Source organism: Allobosea sp. P4_H5, from assembly GCF_056400825.1.
Genome location: NZ_JBFUKM010000018.1, coordinates 41,391 through 63,157, shown reverse-complemented (window position 1 = coordinate 63,157; position 21,767 = coordinate 41,391). Strand labels below are relative to the sequence as shown.

The 21,767-nt window shown below is 67.0% G+C and carries 21 protein-coding genes; 9 read left to right on the top strand and 12 right to left on the bottom strand.

Going from position 1 to position 21,767, the window contains the following annotated elements:
* The 3 genes from AC1DS0_RS28295 to AC1DS0_RS28285 are packed head-to-tail and all read right to left on the bottom strand — an operon-like array spanning position 1 to position 3,489.
* Positions 1-540, bottom strand: coding sequence for a VOC family protein (locus tag AC1DS0_RS28295; RefSeq protein ID WP_476817547.1), 540 nt, complete (start codon positions 538-540; stop codon positions 1-3).
* A 22-nt stretch (positions 541-562) separates the two neighbouring features.
* Positions 563-2,440: a TRAP transporter large permease gene (locus AC1DS0_RS28290; RefSeq protein ID WP_476817546.1), complete on the bottom strand. Its 1,878-nt coding sequence runs from the start codon at positions 2,438-2,440 to the stop codon at positions 563-565.
* 32 nt (positions 2,441-2,472) lie between these two features.
* Positions 2,473-3,489 carry a TRAP transporter substrate-binding protein gene (locus tag AC1DS0_RS28285; RefSeq protein WP_476817545.1) on the bottom strand — a complete coding sequence of 339 codons (1,017 nt, stop codon included), beginning with the start codon at positions 3,487-3,489 and terminating at the stop codon, positions 2,473-2,475.
* A gap of 113 nt (positions 3,490-3,602) precedes the next feature.
* Between AC1DS0_RS28285 and AC1DS0_RS28280 the strand changes: the two genes are divergently transcribed.
* Positions 3,603-4,679, top strand: coding sequence for a LacI family DNA-binding transcriptional regulator (locus tag AC1DS0_RS28280; RefSeq protein WP_476817544.1), 1,077 nt, complete (start codon positions 3,603-3,605; stop codon positions 4,677-4,679).
* A 16-nt stretch (positions 4,680-4,695) separates the two neighbouring features.
* On the opposite strand, the gene AC1DS0_RS28275 is transcribed toward AC1DS0_RS28280, so the two are convergent.
* Complete coding sequence (locus tag AC1DS0_RS28275; RefSeq protein ID WP_476817543.1) at positions 4,696-6,345, bottom strand: acyl-CoA dehydrogenase family protein; 1,650 nt, start codon at positions 6,343-6,345, stop codon at positions 4,696-4,698.
* On the bottom strand, positions 6,342-7,874 hold the full coding sequence (locus AC1DS0_RS28270) for a 4-hydroxyphenylacetate 3-hydroxylase family protein (RefSeq protein WP_476817542.1): 1,533 nt from the start codon (positions 7,872-7,874) through the stop codon (positions 6,342-6,344). Before AC1DS0_RS28270 ends, AC1DS0_RS28275 begins: the two co-directional genes overlap by 4 nt.
* 81 nt (positions 7,875-7,955) lie before the next feature.
* Here AC1DS0_RS28270 and AC1DS0_RS28265 point away from each other — a divergent pair, with 81 nt between their 5' ends.
* The 5 genes from AC1DS0_RS28265 to AC1DS0_RS28245 all read left to right on the top strand — a co-directional run bounded on the left by AC1DS0_RS28265 (position 7,956) and on the right by AC1DS0_RS28245 (position 11,254).
* Entirely contained in the window at positions 7,956-8,588 is a 633-nt protein-coding gene (locus AC1DS0_RS28265; protein WP_476817541.1) for a TetR/AcrR family transcriptional regulator, read from the top strand.
* Between the two features lie 5 nt (positions 8,589-8,593).
* Positions 8,594-9,124 carry an isochorismatase family protein gene (locus AC1DS0_RS28260; RefSeq protein ID WP_476817540.1) on the top strand — a complete coding sequence of 177 codons (531 nt, stop codon included), beginning with the start codon at positions 8,594-8,596 and terminating at the stop codon, positions 9,122-9,124.
* Between the two features lie 8 nt (positions 9,125-9,132).
* A complete protein-coding gene (locus AC1DS0_RS28255; protein WP_476817539.1) occupies positions 9,133-9,768 on the top strand; it encodes a DsbA family protein in 636 nt (211 codons plus the stop codon).
* Positions 9,769-9,878: 110 nt separating this feature from the next.
* Positions 9,879-10,886, top strand: a complete 1,008-nt coding sequence (locus tag AC1DS0_RS28250; protein ID WP_476817538.1) for a Vgb family protein — start codon at positions 9,879-9,881, stop codon at positions 10,884-10,886.
* Positions 10,883-11,254, top strand: a complete 372-nt coding sequence (locus AC1DS0_RS28245) for a c-type cytochrome (protein ID WP_476817537.1) — start codon at positions 10,883-10,885, stop codon at positions 11,252-11,254. Before AC1DS0_RS28250 ends, AC1DS0_RS28245 begins: the two co-directional genes overlap by 4 nt.
* Positions 11,255-11,260: 6 nt before the next feature.
* Here AC1DS0_RS28245 and AC1DS0_RS28240 read toward each other — a convergent pair whose 3' ends face one another.
* The 6 genes from AC1DS0_RS28240 to AC1DS0_RS28215 all read right to left on the bottom strand — a co-directional run bounded on the left by AC1DS0_RS28240 (position 11,261) and on the right by AC1DS0_RS28215 (position 16,800).
* Complete coding sequence (locus tag AC1DS0_RS28240; RefSeq protein ID WP_476817536.1) at positions 11,261-12,250, bottom strand: branched-chain amino acid ABC transporter permease; 990 nt, start codon at positions 12,248-12,250, stop codon at positions 11,261-11,263.
* Positions 12,251-12,269: 19 nt separating this feature from the next.
* Positions 12,270-13,157 (bottom strand): branched-chain amino acid ABC transporter permease, encoded by an 888-nt coding sequence (locus tag AC1DS0_RS28235; protein ID WP_476817535.1) that lies wholly within the window; start codon positions 13,155-13,157, stop codon positions 12,270-12,272.
* A gap of 83 nt (positions 13,158-13,240) precedes the next feature.
* Positions 13,241-14,443 carry an ABC transporter substrate-binding protein gene (locus AC1DS0_RS28230; RefSeq protein WP_476817534.1) on the bottom strand — a complete coding sequence of 401 codons (1,203 nt, stop codon included), beginning with the start codon at positions 14,441-14,443 and terminating at the stop codon, positions 13,241-13,243.
* 54 nt (positions 14,444-14,497) lie between these two features.
* Positions 14,498-15,241, bottom strand: coding sequence for an ABC transporter ATP-binding protein (locus AC1DS0_RS28225; RefSeq protein ID WP_476817533.1), 744 nt, complete (start codon positions 15,239-15,241; stop codon positions 14,498-14,500).
* Entirely contained in the window at positions 15,231-15,995 is a 765-nt protein-coding gene (locus tag AC1DS0_RS28220) for an ABC transporter ATP-binding protein (RefSeq protein ID WP_476817532.1), read from the bottom strand. The genes AC1DS0_RS28225 and AC1DS0_RS28220 overlap by 11 nt, the downstream gene beginning before the upstream one ends.
* 169 nt (positions 15,996-16,164) lie before the next feature.
* Positions 16,165-16,800: a TetR/AcrR family transcriptional regulator gene (locus AC1DS0_RS28215; RefSeq protein WP_476817531.1), complete on the bottom strand. Its 636-nt coding sequence runs from the start codon at positions 16,798-16,800 to the stop codon at positions 16,165-16,167.
* A gap of 195 nt (positions 16,801-16,995) precedes the next feature.
* Here AC1DS0_RS28215 and AC1DS0_RS28210 point away from each other — a divergent pair, with 195 nt between their 5' ends.
* Genes AC1DS0_RS28210 through AC1DS0_RS28200 form a run of 3 tightly spaced genes read left to right on the top strand, consistent with a single transcriptional unit; the run spans position 16,996 to position 20,254 of the window.
* Positions 16,996-17,457, top strand: a complete 462-nt coding sequence (locus tag AC1DS0_RS28210) for a (2Fe-2S)-binding protein (RefSeq protein ID WP_476817530.1) — start codon at positions 16,996-16,998, stop codon at positions 17,455-17,457.
* A 2-nt stretch (positions 17,458-17,459) separates the two neighbouring features.
* Entirely contained in the window at positions 17,460-19,634 is a 2,175-nt protein-coding gene (locus tag AC1DS0_RS28205; RefSeq protein ID WP_476817529.1) for a xanthine dehydrogenase family protein molybdopterin-binding subunit, read from the top strand.
* Entirely contained in the window at positions 19,634-20,254 is a 621-nt protein-coding gene (locus AC1DS0_RS28200) for an Isoquinoline 1-oxidoreductase subunit (RefSeq protein WP_476817528.1), read from the top strand. Before AC1DS0_RS28205 ends, AC1DS0_RS28200 begins: the two co-directional genes overlap by 1 nt.
* 4 nt (positions 20,255-20,258) lie before the next feature.
* Here AC1DS0_RS28200 and AC1DS0_RS28195 read toward each other — a convergent pair whose 3' ends face one another.
* A complete protein-coding gene (locus tag AC1DS0_RS28195; protein WP_476817527.1) occupies positions 20,259-21,713 on the bottom strand; it encodes an AMP nucleosidase in 1,455 nt (484 codons plus the stop codon).
* Positions 21,714-21,767 lie beyond the last annotated feature (54 nt).

Here is a 21,767-nt window from a genome sequence, read left to right as displayed (position 1 = left end):
TCAGAGCTTACTGAGATCAGGGAACGGCCGCACCGGGTCCTTGCCGTCCCAAGTCTCCGCTGCCTCGCGGATCAACCGGAACATCTCGCCCTTGGGGCCGGCGACCTCGGAGAGCTCGATCACCGTGCCGGGGTGGTAATGCGTATCGAAATAGATGAAACGGCCGCGCTCGCCGACCTCGCCGGACATCACGGGCTTGAACCCTTCGGCGAGCAGCCGCTCCAGATCGGCGTCATAGTCCGAGGTCCAGTAGGCGACATGCTGCAGGCCGCTATGGCCGGCATCGGTGAAGTCCTTGTACATGGACGGCACGTCGTTGCGGCACTGGATCAATTCGATCTGCAGCGGGCCGGAATTGGCGAGCGCTACCGAATTATGCGGCTCATAGGCCTCACCCTTGTAGCGGTAGTTCCTGATCGGGACTTTGGGATTGTAGAAGAACGGCCCGACGCCGAGCACCCGGCTCCAATAGTCCATCGCCGCCTCGATATCGGGGACGACATAGCCGGCCTGACGGATCTGGCCAAAATGACGGCTCATGGGTGCTTTCCTGCGACGATGACTAGAGGAAGCCGATGGAGAACCACGGCACGGCGGCGACTATGACGAGGCCGACCAGCAGGGCCGCGACATAGGCCCAGATGTATTTCAGCCCCTCGTCGGGATTGATCTTCGAGATCGCGCAGGCGCCGTAATAGCCGACGCCGAAGGGCGGGGCGAAAAGCCCGATGCCCATCGCGAAGATCACGACCATCGAATAATGCACCTCGTGCACGCCGATCTGCTTGGCGATCGGGAAGAGCAGCGGCCCGAACAGCACGATCGCCGGGATGCCCTCGAGCACGCTGCCGAGGATGACGAAGGCGACGATCGAGATGGCGAGGAAGCCCCAGGTGCCGCCCGGGACGGCCGCCATGACCTTGGCGAGGTCCTGCGAGAAGCCCGATTGCGTCAGCCCCCAGGCCATGGCGGTGGCGCAGCCGATGATGAAGATGATCGCGCCGGTGAGCGATGCCGTGTCGACCAGCATGCGCTTGAGCCGGCGCCAGTCGAACTGGCGATAGATCAGGATGCCGGCCAGCACCGCATAGGCGATGCCGATGGTCGAGACCTCGGTCGCGGTGGCGACGCCCTCGACGACGGCGGCGCGAATGACGAAAGGCAGCGCGATCGCCGGCGCCGCGATCAGGCAGAGCCTGCCGATCTCGCGCTTCGAATATTTGGTGACGTGGCTGAGATCCTCGCCCCGGTTGCGCCACCAGACGACGAAGCAGAGCGCGATGCCGAGCACGACGGCCGGCAGCATGCCGCCAGTGAACAACGCCGCGATCGAGACGCCGGTGACCGAGCCGATGGTGATCAGCACGATCGAGGGCGGGATCGTCTCGGTCTGAGCGCCCGTCGCCGAGAGCAGGGCGACGAGGTCGCCGGGCTTGGCGCCGCGCTTCTGCATCTCCGGGAAGAGCACCGGCGCGATCGCCGCCATGTCGGCGATCTTCGAGCCGGAGATGCCGGAAACCAGGTACATCGCGCCGATCAGCACATAGGACAGGCCGCCGCGGACATGGCCGAGCAGCGAGGCCAGGAACTGGATCATGGCGCGGGCCATGCCGGTCATCTCGATCAGAGCACCGAGGAAGATGAACAGCGGCACGGCGAGCAGGATGAGATGGCTCATGCCCTCGTCGAGCCGGCCGACCATCACGACCATCGGCGTCGAGGTCGTCAGCGAGAGATAGCCGAAGGTGGCGAGCGCGAAGGAAAAGGCGATCGGCACCCCGGCGAAGACGTTGGCCGCGACGAGGCCGACGAAGAAGATCACGAGGTTGAGCTTGCCGAGCGGCTTCAGCGCCGGGCCGAGCAGCCAGAACAGGATGATGAGGGCTATCGTGAGCCCGGCAGCCTGCAGGACCGGCTTCCAAGAGCCAAAGCGCAGCAGCCGGCAGAAGGCGGCGAACAGCATCAGCACGATGCCGGTCGGCAGCGCCGCGGCGCGCCAGGAATTGGCGATCTCCAGCGCGGGGGTGACGATGAAGCGCTCATCCTCGGCGTAGTTGAGCGCCTCCGGCAGGATCATCACCAGGAAAGCGATCGCCGCGGTGATCGCGAGCGCCTCGAGCAGGAGGCGTGCCTGCGGGCCAACGCGGGTGACGAGCCCGGTCATGCGCATGTGCTCGCCGCGGCGCAGGGCTACGACCGCACCGAGCATGGAGAGCCAGAGGAACAGGATCGAGGCGAGCTCGTCCGACCAGACCAGCGGCGCATGGAAGGCGTAGCGGGCGGTGACGCCTGCTCCGAGGATGACGATCTCGGCGAGGACGAGCACGGCCGCGACGAGCTCGACCACCGTGCCGACGGCGCGGTCCAACTTGTCCGCGAGGCGACCTAGGCCGGTCGCCGGCGCGGCCGGCGGCGGCAAAGTGGCGGCGTGAACGTCCATGGCGTTTCCCCGAGATTCGGTCCCGGCAAGCCTCAGGCGAGCTTGCCGACCGCTCCCTCGAGCAGGCTCCAGGCCTCGGCGCCGAAGCGCTCCTGCCATTCCCTGTAGAACCCGCCGTCGCGGAGCTTGGCCCGGAAGCTGTCGGGGTTGGTCTTGTTGAAGGCAAGCCCCTTCGATTGCAGATCGGCCTGCACGGTATCGTTGAGGCTCTTGATGTCGCCGCGCTGGGCGACGCCGGCATCGTTGATCGCGGATGCCACGATCTTCTGGATATCCGGCGGCAGGGCGCGCCAGGCGCGGCCATTGGCGATGAACCAGAAGCCGTCCCAGATATGGTTCGAGACCGCGCAGCTCTTCTGGACTTCGTAGAGCTTGGCGACCTGGATGATCGGTAGCGGGTTCTCCTGCGCGTCGACGACCTTGGTCTGCAGCGCCGAATAGACCTCGGAGAACTGCAGGCTGGCCGGGGCGGCGCCGAGCGCCTTGAACATCGAGATCGAGAGCGGCGAGACCGGCACGCGGATCTTGAGCGAGGCCATGTCGGCCGCCTGCTCGATCGCCTTGCCCGAGGTGGTCATCTGGCGAAAGCCATTGTCCCACATCTTCTCGAAGGCATAGAGATTGACCTTCTCGATCGCGGCGCGGACATGCGCGCCGACCGGCCCGTCCATCGCCTTCCAGACCTGCTCGTAATCGGCGAAGGCGAAGCCGACCGCATTGATCGCCGCGACCGGCACCAGAGTTGCGATCACCAGCGCCGAGGGGGTGAAGAAGGTGATGCCGCCATTGCGGACCTGGCTCAGCATGTCGGTGTCGCCACCGAGCTGGTTGTTCGGGAAGATCTTGATCTCCACCCGCCCGTTCGTCTCCTTGGCGACGCGCTCGGCCGCCTGCTGGGCGCGGATGTTGAGCGGGTGGCTGAGCGGCAGGTTGTTGCCGTATTTCAGCTCGATCTCGGCGGCCCGCGCGATCATCGGCATGCCGATCAGCGATGCGGCGGGGGCGGCGGCGAGGCCCTTGATGAGCGTGCGGCGGCTCGGTCCGGTCATGATGTCCTCCCTGGACGTGCTGATGCGATTTGATCGCTCTTGAGTGCTTGACGCTCAGCATAGAAATCGCCTCTGATGGTCTTCAAGCTCATTTTCTGATGGTTTTTGATTGAATGAACGCACCGATCCGAAATGCAGCCGAGGAGATTGCGCCGCGCCGCCGCCAGATGGCGCGGGTCGAGGATGTCGCGCGCCTTGCCGGGGTTTCGACCGCGACGGTCGACCGGGTGCTGAACCAGCGGCCAGGGGTGCGGCCCGCGACCGTCCAGCGCGTGCTCAAGGCGGCTGGCGAGCTCGGCTATGTCATGGAGGGGTCGCTGCCGGCGAGCGCGCTCAGGCCCCTGCGCCTCGGTTTCCTGTTGCCGGCCGGGAACAACCGCTTCCTCGGGCTGCTCGGACGGCTGATCGCAGGCTCGCAGGACCAGCTGGCGTCCTTCAACATGCGCGCCCGGGTCGAGCATATCGAGAGCTTCAAGCCGGAGCTGCTGGCCCATGAGCTCAGGCGGATCGGCCGCGAGGTCGACGGCGTCGCCTTCATGGCGCTGGAGCATCCGACGGTGCGCGAGGCGGTCGATGCCCTCGCCGAGCGCGGCGTGCCGAGCGTCACGCTGATCTCCGACATCGCCAACACCGCCCGCGCCGCCTATGTCGGCCTCGACAACCGCGCCGCCGGGCGCACCGCCGGCCAGCTCATCGCCCGCTTCATCGGGCCGCGCCGGGCCAAGGTCGCCAAAGTGGCGATGATCGCCGGCAGCCTGAGCTACCGCGCCCATGAGGAGCGCGAGATGGGCTTCCTGCATCTGTTCGAGGAACTCTATCCCGACATCGAGGTCGTCGGCCTGCGCGAGGGTCATGACGACGAAGCCAAGAACTACCGCCAGACCAAGACCCTGCTCGGCCAGCATCCGGACCTCGCCGGCATCTACAATATCGGCGGCGGGCCGGAGGGTATCGCCCGGGCGCTGAAGGAAGCCGGGCGGCAAGACGTCGTCTTCGTCGGCCATGGCCTGACGCCGGAAACGCGCGGCCTCCTCGTCGACGGCACCATGGACGCCGTCATCACCCAGCAGCCGCTGGCGACGCTGATGAGCTGCGTTGCGATCTTCGCAAACTTACGCGCCGGCCGGCCGGCGGCGGAAGGCACCGCCCGGCCCGGCATCGAGATCGTGCTGCGCGAGAACCTGCCCTGAGGGCGCGCGGCCAGCCTCACCCCTGCGCGGCCGTCGCTCGCCGCACGATCCCAGCCAGTTCCGGCGATGGGTCGAGTGTACCGAAGACATAGCCCCAGTCGGCATCGAGCCGCGAGCGGCAAAAGGTCTCGAACACGGCTTCGTCGGCATGCTTTCTCAACTCGGAGGCCTGCAGCGCATAGGCCATCAGATTGGCGAGCCGGCGGCCATGGCCGTCATCGTTGCGCGGCTTTGCCGCCTCGTCGCCGAGCCGGTCGAGCCAGCGGTCGAGGGCGCGATTGGCGCCACGCGCCGCACCGACCTCCGTCATGAAGGCTTCCTTGGTGCGCGGCTCGCGGTTGAAAGCGCGCAGCACGTCCATGCACATCATGTTCGAGGTGCCCTCCCAGATCGCATTGAGCGGTGCCTCGCGATAGAGCCGCGCCATCGGGTTCTCCTCGATGAAGCCGTTGCCGCCATGGCATTCCAGAGCCTCGACGACGAAGGCGGCAGCGCGCTTGCAGTTCCAAAACTTGGCGAGCGGGGTGGTGACGCGGGCAAGATGACGCTCCTCTTCGGTCGTCTCCATCGCATCGGTCGCGGCGGCGACACGGAAGGCCATCAGTGTCGAGGCCTCGCAGTCGATCGCGAGATCGGCGAGGATGTTGGTCATCATCGGTTGCTCGGCCAGCGAGGAGCCGAAGCCCCGGCGCGACTGGGTGTGGTTCAGCGCCAGCGTCAGCGCCTGGCGCATCAGACCGGCCGAGCCGACGGCGAAATCGAGCCGCGTCAGATGGGCGTGGGAAAGGATCTCCTTGATCCCCGCCCCTTCCTCGCCAACGAGCCAGCCGAGGCATTCGCGGAACTCGACTTCCGAGGAGGCATTGGAGCGGTTGCCAGCCTTGTCCTTGAGGCGCTGGATCTGCAGGCGGTTGCGGCTGCCGTCGGGCAGGAAGCCGGGGCAGAACAGGCAAGAAACGCCGCTCTCCGTCTGCGCCAGGGTGAAGAACCCGTCCGATTGCGGCGCCGAGAAAAACCATTTGTGCCCGGTGATCAGGTAGACCCGGCCATCCGGCGTATCCTCGAGGAAGCGCGCCGTGGTCTGGGTCTGGCGCAGGTCCGAGCCGCCCTGCTTCTCGGTCATCGCATAGCCGATGCTGGCGCCCGCCTTCTGCGCCACCGGCAGCGGGCGCTTGTCGTAGCGGCCCGAGGTGATCTTCTGCCGCCAGAGCGAAAACTCCGGCTGGGCGAGGCCGGGAAAGGCGGCATAGGTCATGCCAGTCGGGCACCCCGTCCCGTGCTCAACCTGGTTCCAGAGATAGGACAGCACGGCGCGGCCGAGATGGCCGTTCGGCTCCGTCGTCGTCCAGGCGAGCGAGGGCACCTCATGGGCGAAGGCTAGGCCCATCAGCTCGTGCCAGGCCGGATGGAACTCGATCCAGTCGATGCGGTTGCCGTAGCGGTCATGGCTCCGCAGCTCCGGCCCATGGCGGTTGGCGAGGCGGGCGAGCTCCTGCACCTCGGCATCGCCGGCCTGGGCGCCCACTGCCGCCGCCTTCTCCGCGACCCAGGGCGCGCCGCGCGCAACGATGCCCTGCAGCACCGTATCGCCGGAGAAAGCGTTCCACCCGGTGGCGGGCCGGGCCTGGTTGAGGACCTGATGGGTGGCGTGAGCGTGCATGGTCATTCCGCCGCCTCCGGTGTCGTCATGCGCTCGGGCACCTCGCAGCCGGTGACACAGCAGCGTCCGGGCTGCTTGCTGACGCGAGAGCCATCGGCGAGCACGCCGCGATCGAGCAGGCTCTCGACCAGCGCGACCTTCTCCATGACCGGGTAATTGCGCCAGATCTCGCGCTTCATCGCCTCGGGCGAGCCGCCGCCATGCAGCGAGATCACCGAATACCAGCCGGCCTCCTTGGACACCGTGAGGTCCTCGATGAAGCGGGTGACCTCGGCGCGCTGCTCATAGGGGATGTCCGGCCGCCCGGTCAGCACGGCCGAGAGCGAGGCGGAGGTCTCAGGGTTGTGGTCCTCGTCCGGGCCGGGCAGCGCCACGATCAAGCCTCCCGAGACATAATGGGCGATCCTGTGCATGTCATAGATCTTGGTAGCGAGCAGCAGCTTGCCGATATTGGCGAAAACTGCGTCCGGCATCGCCACGCCCGAGGCGTCCTTGCTGCAATAGACCGAGGCCGCGACGCCGCAGGCGAAGAAGCCCTCGGTGATGGTGATCAGCTCGACCAGTTGCTCGCGGACATGGGAATGCCTGTCGGCATCGAGCCCGTTGGCTTCGACCATCAGCGCGCCGGCGCCGATCAGGAGATCGCCGAAGCCGGCCCGCGCCGCGATGCAGCTATGGCGGTGATGGGTGGCGTAGCTGGTGGTGAGATAGCCGGCCTCCTCGGTCTCGCCGGTCATGAACACACGGTCCCAGGGCACGAAGACGTCGTCGAACATCACGGCGCCGGTCGACTGGCCATATTTCGCCGAGAACTTGGCGGCGGGATCGCCCGGCCGCCCGGCCGGGCGCGCCACGATGGTGATCCCCTCCGCATCGCAAGGCACGGCACAGCATAGGGCGAAATCTTCGTCACCCTTGGCGTGAGTGCGGCAGGGCATGACCAGGAATTCGTGGACGTAAGGCGCGCCGGTGACGATCGCCTTGGTACCGCGGATGACGATGCCGTCCGGTCGGCGCTCCTTGATGTGAACATAGGAATCGCGATTGGCCTGCAGGCCCGGTCGCAGCGAGCGATCGCCCTTGGCGTCGGTCATGGCGACGCCGCAGGTCAGGTCCTCGTCCTGGATGCGGTGCAGATAGGCCACGAATCGCTGCGTGTAGTCGGTGCCATGATTGGCATCGGCCCTTATCGTCGCCTGCAGGATGCCGTTGAAGGCGTCATGCGTCAGGTAGCGCTGGGCGCAGCCGGAGATCTTGCAGACTAGGCGGACCGCCTCGAGCTTGGCGAGGAGATCACCGGACGAGGCGTCGATATGGAGCATGCGGTTGACGATGCGGCCGGAGGAGCCCTGCACCGCCGTCATGATCGGCCGGTAGGCCGCGTCATGGGCGAGGTCGTAGGTGACGCCGATGCCGTTGATGCCCGGCAGCAGCAATTTCTCATCGGCGACGCTCTCGACCCGTTGGCCACCGACGAAGACGCGCGGGCGATAGGCGCGCAGGGATTCGCGATAGCCGGCAGCATCCATCAGCATGATAGCCTCCTCCCGAAAGGTTGTTGCCGTTAAAATTGAACGGCGTTAGATTTTCGTCAAGAGGATTGGAGGCGTCTTGGAGTGAGCGAGGGAACCGCAGGCCGAAAGCGCGGCCGCTATGCCGCGACAGACGCCAAGCGCGAGGGCATCGTCGCCGCCGCGCGCGCCGTATTCGAGCGCGAGGGGCTGGACGGCGCCTCGCTGCGGGCGATCGCCGCCGAGGCCGGCTATACGCCGGCAGCGCTCTACTTCCATTTCGACTCGAAGGAAGCGCTCTATGCCGAGGTGCTCGGCCGCTCGATCGCGACCCTGCAGGACGCCGTCGATGCTGCAGTCGCAGTCGCCGAGGCGCCGGCAGACCATTTCCGCAGCGCCGCCCTCGCCTTCTTCGACTTCTATGCGGAGAACCCGCGCGATCTTGACCTCGGCTTCTACCTGTTCCGTGGCGGCATGCGCCCGCACGGCCTCGGCCGCGAGCGCGACAGGGCGTTGAACGAGGCGCTGGAGGCGACTTTGGCACCGATCCGGGATGCCGCTCTGGCGCTCGGCGCCGATGCCGCGCAGGCCGACTTGATCATGACCGATGCCTTCGCCCATGCTTCCGGCGTGCTGCTGCTGGCGCATACGCGGCGCATCCGCATGTTCGGCGCTTCGCCGCGCAGGCTGATGGAGCGCCATGTCGAAACCGAGCTCGACCGGCTCCTGCGGAGATGACGCCGATGCACCTGATGAGCGCCAAGCGATCCCGCCTCGTCATCATCGATTTCCAGGCACGCCTGATGCCGGCGATCCATGACGGGCCGCGCCTCGTCGCCAATGCGGCAAGGCTGGTGGCGGCGGCGAAGCTTCTGGACGTCCCGATCGTGATGACCGAGCAGAACCCGGCCGGGCTCGGCGCGACGGTGCCGGAGCTGGCGGAGGCCGCACCCGCGATCGCCAAGATGAGCTTCGATTCCTGCGGCGCGCCTGATTTCATCGACGCCATCGCCGGCGACGACGACCTGATCCTCTGCGGCTGCGAGGCGCATGTCTGCGTCGGCCAGACCGCGCTCTCGCTGCTGGAGAACAAGCGCCGCGTCCTGGTGGTGCAGGATGCTGTCGGTTCGCGTGCTCCCGAGAGCAAGGAGGTCGCGCTGCGGCGGCTGGAGCGGAACGGCGCCGAGATCGTCACCACCGAGATGGTGGTGTTCGAATGGCTGCGCACGGCCGAACATCCGCAATTCCGCGCCGCCGCCAAGCTGATCAAGTGAGCCGATCTGTGTCCCAGCCCGCCCTATGGTATTTCGACATCATCTCGCCCTTCGCGCATCTGGCGCTGACGCGGCTGGGTGCGATCCGGGAGCACCGGCCGGTGGTGCTGAAGCCGATCGTCTTCGGCGGGGTGCTCAAGGCCTGGGGCCAGCTCGGGCCGGCGGAGGTCGCGCCCAAGCGCGTCCATACCTACCGGCTCTCGACGCATCTGGCGCAGACGATGGGCGTGCCCTTCCGCTTCCCGCCGGCCCATCCCTTCAACCCGCTGGCCATGCTGCGTCTTCTGACCGCGCTCGACGACAGCGAGGCAGCGGTCACAGCCGCCTTTCGCCTCGTCTGGGGCGAAGGGCGTGACGCCAATGACGCGCAGGTGTTGCAGGAGGTCGCCGATGCTGCCGGCCGCCCCGATGCGCTGGCTCTGGTCGGCGAACAAGAGGTCAAGGACCGCTTGCGCCAGACCACCGAGGACGCCGTCGCCGCCGAGGTCTTCGGCGTGCCGAGCCTGGTGATCGACGGCGAGGTGTTCTGGGGCGTCGACGCCATGCCGATGGCGCTGGACTATCTCGCCGATCCCACGGTGTTCCGCAGCGGCGAGATGGCGCGCGTCTCGACGCTGCCCGAAGGGATCCAGCGGCAACGTTAAAGCCGCGCCAGGGAACCGCCGGGCCACAGCCACAGTTTCACGATGTTGTCGGTTTACGCCTGTCACGGGCAGGTGGATCATTCGCCGGCCGACGACGAAAGGAGACGCCGATGCTGCGCCGTTCGTTCCTGAAATTCGGTATCGCCGGCCTCGCCGCGCCGAACCTGATCCTGCGCAGCGCCGAGGCGACCGGGCAAACCCAGCCCGGCAACCCGTTCATCGTCACCTATTTCGAGGTGCCGGAGATCAAGGGCTCGCGTGACGTCACCCATGCCGGCGACGGCACGATCTGGGTCTGCGGCCAGCGCAATGGCGTGCTCGGCCGCTTCGATCCACGCACCGGCCAGACCAAGGTGATCCCGCTCGGCGACGGTGCGGCGCCGCATGGCGTGGTGCGCGGGCCGGACGGCGCCGCCTGGGTCACCGAGGGCGGCCAGAACGCCATCGCCCGCATCGACGACAAGACCCACAAGGTCGATCTGTTCAAGCTGCCGGCCGGGCGCGAGCGCGCCAATCTCAACACGCCGGTGTTCGACAAGGCCGGCATGCTCTGGTTCACCGGCCAGAACGGTATCGTCGGCAGGCTCGAGCCCAAATCCGGCAAGATGGAGATCTTCGACGCGCCGCGCGGCGCCGGTCCCTATGGCATGACGCGCACGCCCTCGGGCGAGATCTGGTTCGCCTCGCTCGCCGGCAACTACATCGCCAGGATCAACACCCAGAGCGGCAGCTTCACCGTGGTCGATCCGCCGACCGAAGGCCAGGGCGCACGCCGGGTCTGGTCGGATTCGAAGAACCGGATCTGGGTCAGCGAATGGAATTCCGGACAGGTCTCGGCCTACGACAGCGAAAGCGGTAGCTGGAAGGGCTGGAAGCTGCCCGGTAACAAGCCGCGGACCTATTCGGTCTATGTCGACGATGCCGACAAGGTCTGGCTCACCGACTTCGCCCTCAACAGCATCGTCCGCTTCGACCCGCTGACCGAGGAGTTCAACAGCTTCCCGAGCGACAAGCCCGGCGCCAATGTCCGCCAGATGGATGGGCGCAGCGGCGAGGCCTGGGGCGGCGAGAGCGGCACCAACCGGCTGGTGCGGATCCAGACGGTGAAGCCGGCGTGAGGGCGGCCTCCGCTGCGCTCATCGCGTTTGGGCTGATCGCTGGCGGTACAGTGCAGGCGCAAGAGCCTATTGGAGCCACCATCTTCAAGGCCTGCCAGTCCTGCCATAGTCTCGATACCGCCAAGACCGGCATGGCGGGGCCGCATCTCACGGGCCTGACTGGACGGGTGCTCGGTTCCGCCGAAGGCTTTGACTATTCGCCGGCGTTCAAGGCCGCCAAGGCGCAAGGCCTCACCTGGGATCGCGAACGGCTGCTCGGCTATCTCACCGATCCCGATGCGATCGTGCCCGGCGGCTGGATGAGCCCGCCCGCCGGCCTCGGCGCGGCGGATCGGGCGGCCGTCGCGGACTATCTGCTTAAGCAGTAGCCGTCGTCACAGCGGCTTCTTGATCCACTTGGCGATGACGCCGACGATGCCTTCGCGGAAGAGCAGGACGCAGGCGACGAAGATCACCCCCTGGACAACCAGCACCCAGGAGCCGAGGCCGGCGAGATAGTTCTGCATGGCGACAATGACGGCAGCGCCGACGATCGGGCCGAAGACGGTGCCGAGGCCACCGACCAGCGTCATCAGCACGACCTCGCCCGACATCGTCCAGTAGACGTCGGTGAGCGATGCCAGCTGGAAGACGATCGCCTTGGTCGCGCCGGCAAGCCCTGCGAGTCCGGCCGAGAGCACGAAGACGGCGAGCTTGTACTGGCTGGCGCGGTAGCCGAGCGAGATGGCGCGCGGCTCGTTGTCGCGGATCGCCTTGCAGACCTGGCCGAAGGGCGAGTGGATGATGCGGTAGATCAGCAGAAGCCCACCCATGAAGATGGCGGCGACCAGCCAATAGAGCGCGCGGTCGTCGGCGAGGCTGATCAGGCCAAAGAGCTTGCCGCGCGGCACGGCCTGGATGCCGTCCTCGCCACCGGTGAAGCGCGGCGTCTGCAGCGAGAAGAAGAAGGCCATCTGCGCCAGCGCCAGGGTGATCATGGCGAAATAGATGCCCTGGCGGCGGATGGCGAGCGCGCCGAAGACGAGACCGAGCAAGGCGGCGACGGCGGTGCCGAGCAGGATCGCCAGCTCCGGCGTCAGGCCCCAGTGCTTGGCGGTATAGGCGCTGACATAGCTCGCCATGCCGAAATAGGCGGCGTGGCCGAAGGAGAGCAGGCCACCATAGCCAAGCAGCAGGTTGAAGGCGAGCGCGAACAGCGCAAAGCACAGCACCTTCATCACGAAGACGGGATAGGCGACAAAGGGCGCAACCGCGAGCAGCACCGCGATCGCGATGAAGAGGTTGCGATGCAAGCGGGCGGCGCTGTCGTCGGTCTCGGCGACGACGGCAGCGGTGGGGGTATCGCTGGAGGCAAGGTCGGTCATGTCTTTGGTCCTTGCGTCCTCAGGCGGCGCGGCCGAACAGGCCGGCGGGCTTCACCAGCAGCACCAGCACCATGATGATGAAGATCACGGTCGAGGAGGCCTCGGGGTAGAACACCTTGGTCAGGCCCTCGATCAGGCCGAGCGAGAAGCCGGTGACGATCGCGCCCATGATCGAGCCCATGCCGCCGATGACGACGACGGCGAAGACGACGATGATCAGGTCAGCGCCCATGTTCGGGTTGACCGCGTAGATCGGGGCGGCGAGCACGCCGGCGAAAGCGGCGAGCGCGACGCCGAAGCCATAGGTCAGCGTCACCAGCAAGGGCACGTTGATGCCGAAGGCCTGGGTCAGGGTCGGATTCTCGGTCGCGGCCCGCAGATAGGCGCCGAGCTTGGTCTTCTCGATCATGAACCAAGTGGCGAGGCAGATCACCAGCGAGGCGACGACGACCCAGCCGCGATAGGTCGGCAGGAACATGAAGCCGAGATTCTGGCCGCCGGTCAGCTGCGGCGGGATGCCGTAGGGCAGGCCGGAGGAGCCGTAATAATTGCGGAACAGGCCCTGGATGATCAGCGCCAGGCCGAAGGTCAGCAGCAGCCCGTAGAGATGGTCGTATTTGGCGATGCGGGCCAGGAAGACCCGCTCGATCACGATGCCGGTGGCGCCGACCAGAACCGGGGCGACCACCAGCGCGGCCCAATAGTTGATGCCGAGATAGTTCAGGCACATCCAGGCGACGAAGGCGCCCATCATGTACTGCGCCCCGTGGGCGAAGTTGATGATGTTGAGCAGGCCGAAGATCACCGCCAGGCCAAGGCTGAGGATCGCGTAGAACGAGCCGTTGATCAGGCCGAGAAGGACCTGGCCGAACAGCGCCTGCGGCGGCACGCCTAGAAGTTCGAACATCGGCTCGACCGTTCCGTGAAAACTGGTCCGGGGCCGGTTCCGGCCCCGGAAAGAGATGTCATGTGGACGTTGTCAGCCCGCCGTCACTTGACGAGCGAGCAGCCGGTCTCGGCGAGCGGCTGGAAGGCTTCCTCGCCCGAGAGCACCGCGAGCTGCTTGTAGTAGTCCCACGGGCCCTTCGACTCCGACGGCTTCTTGACCTCGTAGAGATACATCGAGTGCATCTTGCGGCCGTTGACGCGGATCGAGCCCTTGCCGAACAACGGATCGTCGGTCGGCATTTCCTTCATCTTGGCCATGACCACGGCGGCGTCCTTGCTCTTGGTCGCCTCGACGGCCTTCAGATAGTGCAGCAGGCCGGAGTAGACGCCCGCCTGCACCATGGTCGGCTTCTTGCCGCCATTGAGCTTGGCGAAGCGCTCGGAGAAGGCGCGGGTGCCATCGTCACGATCCCAGTAGAAGGATTCGGTCAGCACCAGGCCCTGCGCCGCCTGCAGGCCGAGCGCATGCACGTCGCTGGCGAAGGTCAGCAGGCCGGCGAGCTTCTGGCCGCCCTGGGTGATGCCGAACTCGCTCGCCTGCTTGACCGAGTTGGTCAGGTCGCCGCCGGCATTGGCGAGGCCGATGACCTTGGCCTTGGAGGCCTGGGCCTGCAGCAGGAAGGACGAGAAGTCGGTGCCCGGGAACGGGGTACGCACCGCGCCGACAACCTTGCCGCCGGCCTTGGTGACGACCGCCGAGGTGTCGCGCTCGAGCGAATGGCCGAAGGCGTAGTCGGCGGTGAGGAAGAACCAACTGTCGCCGCCGGCCTTCACCATGGCGCCGCCGGTGCCCTGGGCGAGGGCATAGGTGTCGTAGGTCCAGTGGACGGTATTCGGCGAGCAGGCCTTGCCGGTGAGGTCCGAGGTGCCGGCGCCGGAGTTGATGAGGATCTTGTTCTTGTCCTTGGTGATCTGGCTGACCGCCAGCGCCACCGAGGAGGTCGGCACGTCGAGGATCAGGTCGACGCCATCCTGATCATACCATTGCCGGGTGATGGTCGAGCCGACGTCGGGCTTGTTCTGGTGGTCGGCCGAGACGATCTCGACCTTGATGCCCTTCTCGGCTGCCTTGAAGTCCTCGACCGCCAGGCGCGCGGCGATCACAGAGCCCTCGCCGGAGAGGTCGGCATAGATGCCGGAACGGTCGTTGAGCACGCCGGCCTTGACCGAGAGCTGCTGCGCCAGCGCCGGCGCGGCCATCAGGGCGCCGAGCGCCGTGGCCGCGAGCAATGTCTTGAGATTCATGTTGGTCTCCCTGGGGATATCTGAATTGCGACGGTTCTTTTTGGACGCCCTGCGTCAGACTCCGAGATAGCTGTGGAGCTTGTCGATATTGGCGTCGAGGTCTGCATTTTGGATCATGTCGACGACCTTGCCCTGCTCGACGACGTAGTGGCGGTCGGCAACGGTCTGGGCGAAGCGGAAGTTCTGCTCGACCAGGACGATGGTGAAACCCTGGCTCTTGAGCATGCGGATGGTGGCGCCGATCTGGTCGATGATCACCGGGGCGAGGCCTTCCGTCGGCTCGTCGAGCAGCAACAGGTTGGCGCCGGTGCGCAGGATGCGGCCGATCGCCAGCATCTGCTGCTCGCCGCCGGAGAGCTTGGTGCCCTGGCTCTTCAGCCGCTCCTTCAGGTTGGGGAAGAGCGTGAAGATCTGCTCGACCGGCAGGCCGCCCGGCTTCACCTGCGGCGGCAGCATCAGGTTCTCCTCGACCGACAGCGTCGAGTAGATGCCGCGCTCCTCCGGGACATAGCCGATGCCGAGCCGGGCGATGGCGCGCGAGGGCAGCCCGATCGTCTCCTGCCCGGCGAAAGTGACCGAGCCCTTGCGCTTGCCGATCACGCCCATGATCGACTTCAGCGTCGTGGTCTTGCCGGCGCCGTTGCGGCCGAGCAGCGTCACCACCTCGCCCTCGCCGACATCGAGCTCGACACCGTGAAGGACATGGCTCTCGCCATACCAGGCCTCGAGCCCGCGCACGGCGAGCAAGGGCTTGCCGCCGGCCACCGCCGGGCGCTCCCGCACGGCTTCAGTGACCATGGCCGACCCCCGATCCGATATAGGCTTCGACCACGCGCGGATCCTTCGAGACGGATGCATAGTCGCCCTCGGCCAGGACCTGGCCACGGGCGAGCACGGTGATGCGGTCGCAGAGCGCGGCGACCACCGAGAGATTGTGCTCGACCATCAGGATGGTGCGATTGGCCGAGACCTTGCGGATCAGCGCCTCGATCCGGTCGATGTCCTCGCGGCCCATACCCGCCATCGGCTCGTCGAGCAGCAACATCTCGGGATCGAGCGCCAATGTCGTCGCAATCTCCAGCGCCCGCTTGCGGCCATAGGAGAGTTCGCCCGCCGGCAGTTCGGCGAAGGCCGAGAGGCCGACCGCGTCGACGAGGCGCAGCGCCTCGGCGTCGAGCGAGGACAGCGCCCGCTCCGAGCGCCAGAAGTCGAAATTGTCGCCGCGCTTGCGCTGCAAGGCGACGCGGACATTGGTCTTGACCGAGAGCTGCGGGAACACCGCCGAAATCTGGAAGGAGCGCACCAGCCCGAGCCTGGCGATCTCCGCCGGCTTCTCGCGAGTGATATCGCGGCCGTTATAGACGATCTGCCCGCGCGTCGGCGGCAGGAACTTGGTCAACAGGTTGAAGCAGGTGGTCTTGCCCGCCCCATTCGGTCCGATCAAAGCGTGAATCGAGCCACGACGAACCTTCAGATCAACGCCGTTGACAGCTGTGAAGCCGGCAAATTCTTTCGTCAGGCCTGAGGTCGAGAGAATAGTATCCTCAGACATCCCTGGATAACCTTGCCCATTGTTCGATTGTTCGTTTCCCGGGCGGCATGCTGCACCGCGCATATCGCCCATGTCAACGGCGCGGGCGTGCGCAGAACCCCATACAGAGCCCGCGAAGCAACCGCCGCTAGACGAAAGGCTTAGGCACAAGAGCCGGCTTGCGCTGCAATCAGCTTCGTGCCGACGCGTCCAGCGCGACCGCGGCCGCAAACACCGCCGCGACCTCGCGCAGCCGGACGAGATAATGCTCGCAGGAGGGCTGCTCGCCATATTTCGCGCCGGCGGCGGCGCGGACCAGCGTCGCGATCAAGGTTTCCAGCGGAAGGCCGCTGCGCGCGATCGCGATCTCGCCGCGCGCCTCCACCTCTTCGAAGAGCTGCCGGGCGAAGCTGACGAAGGTTGCCTCGAAGGCGGCAAGCTCGGCTCCTGCAATGGCAACCATGACCGCCTTGAGCTCGCCGAGGTGCTCGCCGGCGCTGAAGGCACTGAAGGCGGTACCGTGATGGGCTTCCATCAGCGCAGCCAGCCGGTGGGCGAACGGGCCGGGCGTCGCCAGCGCCTCGCGGCAACGTGTCTCGACACGTCCGCCGAGGCCCGCGAGCATGGCCCGGAAGACGTCGTCCTTGCCCTTGAAGTGGAGGTAGAGCGTGGCGCGGGCGACCCCGGCCTCGCGCGCGATGTCGTCCATCGAGGTGCGCTTGTAGCCATAGCGGGCGAACAGGCGCAGCGCCGCCTCCGCGATCTGCTCGATGCGGCCCTTGCCGTCCTCTGCGGACGCTACGGAACTTTCGCTGCGGTCGCTCATTTGCAGTCTTGACAGAATCCAAACTGTCGGCGACCATTCTAGTTAGACGCAAAACGTCTAACTCGTCTAGTCGCGCGACCCAGACGACGGATCACCGCCCGCCTTCTGATATGTCAGAACGGGCCTTCGAGCGAGCCTCGATCCGGCAGCCCTGGTGCCGCGCTGTGTCATGCCCAGCGAGCCAGAGAGGCAGCCATGGCCCATACCATCACAGTCAACGGAACGCGCCACAGCGTCGATGTCGACGACGACACCCCGCTGCTCTGGGTGCTGCGCGACAATCTGCAGCTGACCGGCACCAAATTCGGCTGCGGCGTCGCGCAATGCGGCGCCTGTACCGTCTACATGGACGGCCAGCCGCTACGCTCCTGCTCCATGCCGGTCTCCGCGATCGGCGAAGCGAAGATCACCACGATCGAGGCGCTCGCCGGCAAGGAAGCCGAGGCGGTGCAGGCCGCCTGGGTCAAGCACGACGTGCCGCAATGCGGCTACTGCCAGTCCGGCCAGGTGATGAGCGCGATCGCCCTGCTCAAGGAAATCCGCAAGCCGACCGATCGCGACATCGACCTCGCCATGAACGGCAATCTCTGCCGCTGCGCGACCTATGTCCGCATCCGCGCCGCGATCCACGACGCCGCACGCACGCTGGAGGGCTGACCATGACCGCACATGACATCAACCTCTCGCGCCGCAACCTCCTGAAGGGCGCCGGCGCGCTCGTCATCGGCCTCAGCCTGCCGCAGGCCGGCCGGGCGCAATCGGGCGCAGCGCAGGTGTTCAAGCCCGGCGGCACTGCCGCCTTCGCACCGAACGCCTTCGTCCGGATCGCCGCCGACGACACCGTGACGGTGCTGGTCAAGCATATCGAGTTCGGCCAGGGCCCGTTCACCGGCCTCGCCACACTCGTCGCCGAGGAGCTCGACGCCGACTGGACCCAGATGCGGGCCGAGCATGCCGTGGCCGACGCCAAGCTCTACGCCAACCTCGCCTTTGGCATCCAGGGCACCGGCGGCTCGACGGCGATCGCCAATTCCTATGAGCAGATGCGCAAGGCCGGCGCGACCGCCCGCGCCATGCTGGTGCAGGCGGCGGCAGAGGCCTGGAAGGTTCCTGCGGCTGAGATCAGCGTCGAGAAGGGTGTGCTGAAGCATGCGTCCGGCAAGCAAGGGCACTTCGGCGAATTCGCCGAGGCGGCGTCGAAGCTGCAGACGCCCGCCGAGGTCAAGCTCAAGGATCCCGCGCAGTTCAGGCTGATCGGCAAGGAGGGCGCGACGCCTCGCCTCGACAGCAAGGGCAAGTCAACCGGCACGGCGCAGTTCACCATCGACATCCATACACCGGAGATGCTGACGGTCGTCGTCGCCAGGCCGCCGCGCTTCGGCGGCAAGGTCGCAGCCTTCGACGCGAGCGAGGCCAAGAAGGTGAAGGGCGTCGTCGACATCAAGCAGATCCCCTCGGGCGTCGCCGTCTATGCGACCGGGACCTGGCCGGCGCTGAAGGGGCGCGAAGCGCTGAAGGTCACCTGGGACGAAAGCGGCGCCGAGAAGCGCGGCAGCCGCGAGCTCTTCGCCGAATATCGCAAGCTCGCGCGGACGGAAGGGGCCATCGCCGGCAAGCACGGCGATGCCGAAGCGGTGCTCGCCAAGGCCGAGAAGGTGATCGAGGCGGAATACGCCTTCCCCTATCTGGCGCATGCGCCGATGGAGCCGCTCGACGGTTATCTCGAATGGAATGCGCAAGGCGCGCTCGCCCGCCTCGGCAGCCAGCTCCAGACCATCGACCATCAGGTCATCGCCAAGGTGCTCGGCCTCGGACCGGAGAAGGTCACGGTCGAGACCATGCTGGGCGGCGGCAGCTTCGGCCGGCGCGCGCAGCCGAGTTCCGAGCTTGCGGTCGAGCTTGCCGAAGTCGCCAAGGCGATCGGCCCGAACCGGCCGGTCAAGCTGGTACGCACCCGCGAGGACGATCTCTCCGGCGGCTATTACCGCCCGCTCTTCCTGCATCGCCTGCGCGGCGCGGTGAAGGACGGCAAGATCACCGCCTGGAGCGCCGCGATCGTCGGCCAGTCCTTCCTGAAGGGCTCGCCTTTCGAGGCGATGATCAAGGACGGCATCGACCCGGTGATGGTCGAGGGCGCCAACGAGCTGCCCTATGAGATCGCCGATTTCCGCTGCGACCTGCACACCGTCGATGTCGGCGTGCCAACCCTGTGGTGGCGCTCGGTCGGCCACACCCATACCGGCTATGCGGTCGAATGCTTCATCGATCAGTTGTTGCAGGCGGCGGGTCAGGACCCGGTCGCCGGGCGGCTCGCCCTGATGGGCAAGCAGCAGCGCCTCGCCAATGTGCTGAAAGCCGTCGCTGACCTCGCCAAATGGAACGGACCCGGCCCGGTCAACGGACGCGCCCGCGGCGTCGGCGTGGTCGAGAGCTTCGGATCCTATGTGGCGCAGATCGCCGAGGTCTCGCTGGGCGAGGGCGGCGAGCCCCGGGTGCACAAGGTCTGGTGCGCGGTCGATTGCGGCGTCGCGGTCAATCCCGACATCATCCGCGCCCAGATGGAGGGCGGCATCGGCTTCGGCCTCGGCCATGCCCTCTATGGCGAGCTGACGCTCGACCAGGGCAAGCCAGTCCAGGGCAATTTCGACAGCTACCGCTCGCTGCGGATCAACGAGATGCCGGAGGTCGAGGTCAGGATCGTGCCCTCGACCGAGAAGCCGACCGGTGTCGGCGAGCCCGGCGTGCCGCCGATCGGGCCGGCGGTCGCCAATGCGCTGGCGCGGCTCGGGCGCGAGCGGCCGCTGTCGCTGCCGATGGTCGGAGGGACCGTGTGATGCGATCGATCGCTCTCGCCTCTGCGGCTGCCGCCGTCACCCTGCTGCTCGGCAGCGCCTTGACGCTGGCGCAGACCGCGCCGGCACCGGGTGGGGCGGCCTTACGCCCCGCCGCCACCTTCGCCGGCATCGCCAATCAGCGCGACCGCTCGGTCGCGCTGTTCACCGAGATCGGCAAGGTGCTGCAGCATCCGCGCTGCATGAACTGCCATCCTGCGACGGAGCGGCCGCGCCAGAGCGACGCCAGGCGGCTGCACCAGCCGATGGTGGTGCGCGGCAAGGACGGGCATGGCGCGCCCGGCCTCGCCTGCACCACCTGCCATGGCAAACAGAACTTCGACCCGGCCGGCATCCCCGGCGACGGCCACTGGGCGCTAGCCCCGGCCTCGATGGCCTGGGAAGGCAAGACGCTCGGCCAGATCTGCGAGCAGCTCAAGGACCAGAACCGCAACGGCAGCCGCGACCTCGCGGCGATCGTCAAGCACGTCACCTCGGACACGCTGGTGCTCTGGGCCTGGAACCCCGGCAAGGGCCGCCAGCCGGTGCCGGGGACGAATGCGCAGTTCGGCGAATTGATGCAGGCCTGGGCCGATAGCGGAGCGGCCTGCCCGGCGGGGTAGGCTCCTAGCGGAAAGGCGGCTCGTCGAAGCTCCTCAGCTTGCGCGAATGGATCGACGAGCCGGCTTCCTTGAGCTTCTCGAGCGCGGCAAGGCCGATCTTGAGGTGCTCGCCGACGGCGCGCTCATAGAAGGCGTTGGCGGCGCCCGGCAGCTTGATCTCGCCGTGCAGCGGCTTGTCGGAGACGCAGAGCAAGGTGCCGTAGGGCACGCGCAGGCGATAGCCCTGCGCCGCGATGGTGCCCGATTCCATGTCGACCGCGATGGCGCGCGACAGGTTGATGCGCTTGCGCTCCTTGCTCCAGCGCAGCTCCCAATTGCGATCGTCCTGGGTGACGACGGTGCCGGTGCGCAGGCGCTGCTTCAGCCGGTCGCCCTTCTCGCCGGTGACTTCGGCCGCCGCCTCCTGCAAGGCAACCTGGACTTCCGCCAGCGCCGGGACCGGCACGTCGGGCGGCACCAGCTCGTCGAGAATGCCGTCCTGGCGGAGATAGGCGTGGGCGAGGACGTAATCGCCAATGATCTGCGTCTGACGCAGGCCACCGCAATGGCCGACCATCAGCCAGCAATTGGGCCTGAGCACTGCGAGATGGTCGGTGATGTTCTTGGCGTTGGAGGGGCCGACGCCGATATTGACCAAAGTGACGCCCTCGCCGCTCGAACGGATCAGGTGATAGGCCGGCATCTGGAAGCGATGCCAGGGCGCCGACATCACCCGTTCGGCGGCGCTGACGTCGATACCGTCGCGATCGATGCGGATACCGCCCGGCGCGACGAGCGCCTCTGCGGTCCCGGCCTCGATCTCGGCCAGGGCCAGCCGGACGAACTGGTCGACATAGCGATGGTAGTTGGTCAGCAGCACCCAGGGCTGCACGGCGCGCCAGTCGGTGCCGGTGTAGTGCACCAGCCGGCGCAGTGAGTAATCCACCCGGACCGCATCGAAGAGCGAGAGCGGGCGCGGCTCGCCCTCGACGATCTCGAAAGTGCCGTCGGCGATCTCGTCGCCGACCAGTGCCAGCAGCGGCGTCGGGAAGTGCCGGGCGAGCTCGGCCGCCGTGACCGTGCCGCGGCCGAGCTCGTCGCCGCCGTCGAGCGCGTAGGGGTAGGGAATCTCCTGGCTGCTGATCCCGGTCTCGATCGTCGCGCCATATTCCTCGACCAGCGGCTGGAGCTGGTCGAGCAGATAGGCCCGGAACTCGCCCGGCTGCGTCACCGTCGTCGAATAGATGCCCGGCGTGGCGAATTTCGCATAACCGCGCCGGGTCGCCGCCGGCAGCTTCGAGGGCTCGTAGGTGACGCGCAGCATCGGGTAGCGATAGAGCGCCCGCTCCTCCGGCGTCGGCGGCTCGGCGGTGGTGAAGAAGCGCTGCAAATCGTCGCGCAGCGCCGTCCGGGCCTGCTCGTAGAGCAGCTCCAGCCGGTCGACGGCCTCCTGCGGGGTGGCGGCGATCTCGAATGTCATGCCCGAACGATCCTCTCGTTCGGGGAGCTTGTAACTGCGCCAGTGAGCCTCTGA

Excerpts from the sequence above, each read along its gene's own strand:
- AC1DS0_RS28295 (WP_476817547.1), bottom strand. The coding sequence starts at position 540 with ATGAGCCGTCATTTTGGCCAGATCCGTCAGGCCGGCTATGTCGTCCCC.
- AC1DS0_RS28290 (WP_476817546.1), bottom strand. The coding sequence starts at position 2,440 with ATGGACGTTCACGCCGCCACTTTGCCGCCGCCGGCCGCGCCGGCGACC.
- AC1DS0_RS28285 (WP_476817545.1), bottom strand. The coding sequence starts at position 3,489 with ATGACCGGACCGAGCCGCCGCACGCTCATCAAGGGCCTCGCCGCCGCC.
- AC1DS0_RS28280 (WP_476817544.1), top strand. The coding sequence starts at position 3,603 with ATGAACGCACCGATCCGAAATGCAGCCGAGGAGATTGCGCCGCGCCGC.
- AC1DS0_RS28275 (WP_476817543.1), bottom strand. The coding sequence starts at position 6,345 with ATGACCATGCACGCTCACGCCACCCATCAGGTCCTCAACCAGGCCCGG.
- AC1DS0_RS28270 (WP_476817542.1), bottom strand. The coding sequence starts at position 7,874 with ATGCTGATGGATGCTGCCGGCTATCGCGAATCCCTGCGCGCCTATCGC.
- AC1DS0_RS28260 (WP_476817540.1), top strand. The coding sequence starts at position 8,594 with ATGCACCTGATGAGCGCCAAGCGATCCCGCCTCGTCATCATCGATTTC.
- AC1DS0_RS28250 (WP_476817538.1), top strand. The coding sequence starts at position 9,879 with ATGCTGCGCCGTTCGTTCCTGAAATTCGGTATCGCCGGCCTCGCCGCG.
- AC1DS0_RS28240 (WP_476817536.1), bottom strand. The coding sequence starts at position 12,250 with ATGACCGACCTTGCCTCCAGCGATACCCCCACCGCTGCCGTCGTCGCC.
- AC1DS0_RS28235 (WP_476817535.1), bottom strand. The coding sequence starts at position 13,157 with ATGTTCGAACTTCTAGGCGTGCCGCCGCAGGCGCTGTTCGGCCAGGTC.
- AC1DS0_RS28230 (WP_476817534.1), bottom strand. The coding sequence starts at position 14,443 with ATGAATCTCAAGACATTGCTCGCGGCCACGGCGCTCGGCGCCCTGATG.
- AC1DS0_RS28225 (WP_476817533.1), bottom strand. The coding sequence starts at position 15,241 with ATGGTCACTGAAGCCGTGCGGGAGCGCCCGGCGGTGGCCGGCGGCAAG.
- AC1DS0_RS28220 (WP_476817532.1), bottom strand. The coding sequence starts at position 15,995 with ATGTCTGAGGATACTATTCTCTCGACCTCAGGCCTGACGAAAGAATTT.
- AC1DS0_RS28215 (WP_476817531.1), bottom strand. The coding sequence starts at position 16,800 with ATGAGCGACCGCAGCGAAAGTTCCGTAGCGTCCGCAGAGGACGGCAAG.
- AC1DS0_RS28210 (WP_476817530.1), top strand. The coding sequence starts at position 16,996 with ATGGCCCATACCATCACAGTCAACGGAACGCGCCACAGCGTCGATGTC.
- AC1DS0_RS28205 (WP_476817529.1), top strand. The coding sequence starts at position 17,460 with ATGACCGCACATGACATCAACCTCTCGCGCCGCAACCTCCTGAAGGGC.
- AC1DS0_RS28200 (WP_476817528.1), top strand. The coding sequence starts at position 19,634 with ATGCGATCGATCGCTCTCGCCTCTGCGGCTGCCGCCGTCACCCTGCTG.
- AC1DS0_RS28195 (WP_476817527.1), bottom strand. The coding sequence starts at position 21,713 with ATGACATTCGAGATCGCCGCCACCCCGCAGGAGGCCGTCGACCGGCTG.